The following is a 1,097-nucleotide window of genomic DNA, read 5'->3' as shown; positions in this document are numbered from 1 at the left end:
AGTACGATGCCGAAGACCGATCCGGCATGTTTGCCGAGCGCGCGGCCGATATCACTGAGCGACCAGCCCTCCTTCCACCGGGTCCAGAGTTCCCGCTTCTGCTCTGCCGATAAGCCTGGACGACCCATACGCGCCATAGATAGTTCTCCCGAAGCCAACGAAATCAATCATGATGCGCTGACCGGTTGAACCCACCGTGGCTTTCTATCTACTTGGCGTTGCTTTGTGCAACAGGTCTTTAGACAGAGTTGTACGTCCGACAGCAGGATGATTGTCGCAGGCTTAGGATTGCATGCTGACGATGGAAGTTGTGTGCTTGCCTGAGCTGCCCGGAATCATCAACGGTGGCTTTTCATAGGTTGGCAACTTATCGTTGTTCTGTAGGGCTTTGCGCAACCACTGGTTCCATAAATAAGCTTATGCGAATCCGTTTTTGTAGGCAGTGGATCCTATTCTGGGGTGCGAATTCCTTTACAAGCAAAGGGTTTGCACTCGAAGGCTGAATGACCCTGCCCTACACCCACCTGAGCCTGGCTGACCGGCGCGAGATCGCCCGCATGGATGAGTTCTCTGGATCCCCGAAACTACCAGGGCTGTGCAACCCTGATCAGCTCCGCCCCGGCAGTCCCTTGACCGACTGGCGACCAAAGACCCGCGAACCGTCGCACTTCGGTTATTGCGTCAGGTCACAGAATTGAAGTGCCCTGGTTCTGCAAAGTAAGCGCGGTCGGCCGCGCAATCGGCGTTTAGGGTCTGATCCCCGACCCTGCAAAACGGGCGTAATGGAATACTTGGGTTAGGTTGTCCCCGTGCTGCACATTGATTTTTTCCTTGCAATTCTGGATCACGACTCCATAAAAGCAAGGATGATTGAGCGCCGTATAGCCCGTAAACTCGAAGAGCTCCTTGACAGCAGCCCCGCCGTTGCGCTGATCGGCCCTCGGCAGGTCGGCAAGACAACGCTCGCGCTTAGCCCACCCTATTCATGAGGCATGTTGATATTTGCCGTTCTGGCCTGCAATCGCGGCGGCTCGTTGCGTCTGTTTCATCGCGATGAGATTTGGAACATGGCGAACGCGTTGGCAGGAATTGGATGG

Annotated in this window: 2 protein-coding genes; one reads left to right on the top strand and one right to left on the bottom strand. The window is 55.2% G+C overall.

All coding sequences use genetic code 11. From position 1 onward, the window contains the following. The coding region (locus tag FS320_RS51355; protein ID WP_420846860.1) for a helix-turn-helix domain-containing protein at positions 1-137 on the bottom strand (137 nt) is incomplete at its 3' end. A 672-nt stretch (positions 138-809) separates the two neighbouring features. Here FS320_RS51355 and FS320_RS43930 point away from each other — a divergent pair. Beyond that, entirely contained in the window at positions 810-989 is a 180-nt protein-coding gene (locus tag FS320_RS43930; protein WP_152718725.1) for an ATP-binding protein, read from the top strand. Positions 990-1,097: the final 108 nt, after the last annotated feature.

The sequence above is a fragment of the Microvirga tunisiensis genome (genome assembly GCF_009296175.1).
In the GTDB taxonomy this organism is placed as follows: domain Bacteria; phylum Pseudomonadota; class Alphaproteobacteria; order Rhizobiales; family Beijerinckiaceae; genus Microvirga; species Microvirga tunisiensis.
This window is presented reverse-complemented; position numbering and strand designations above follow the sequence as displayed.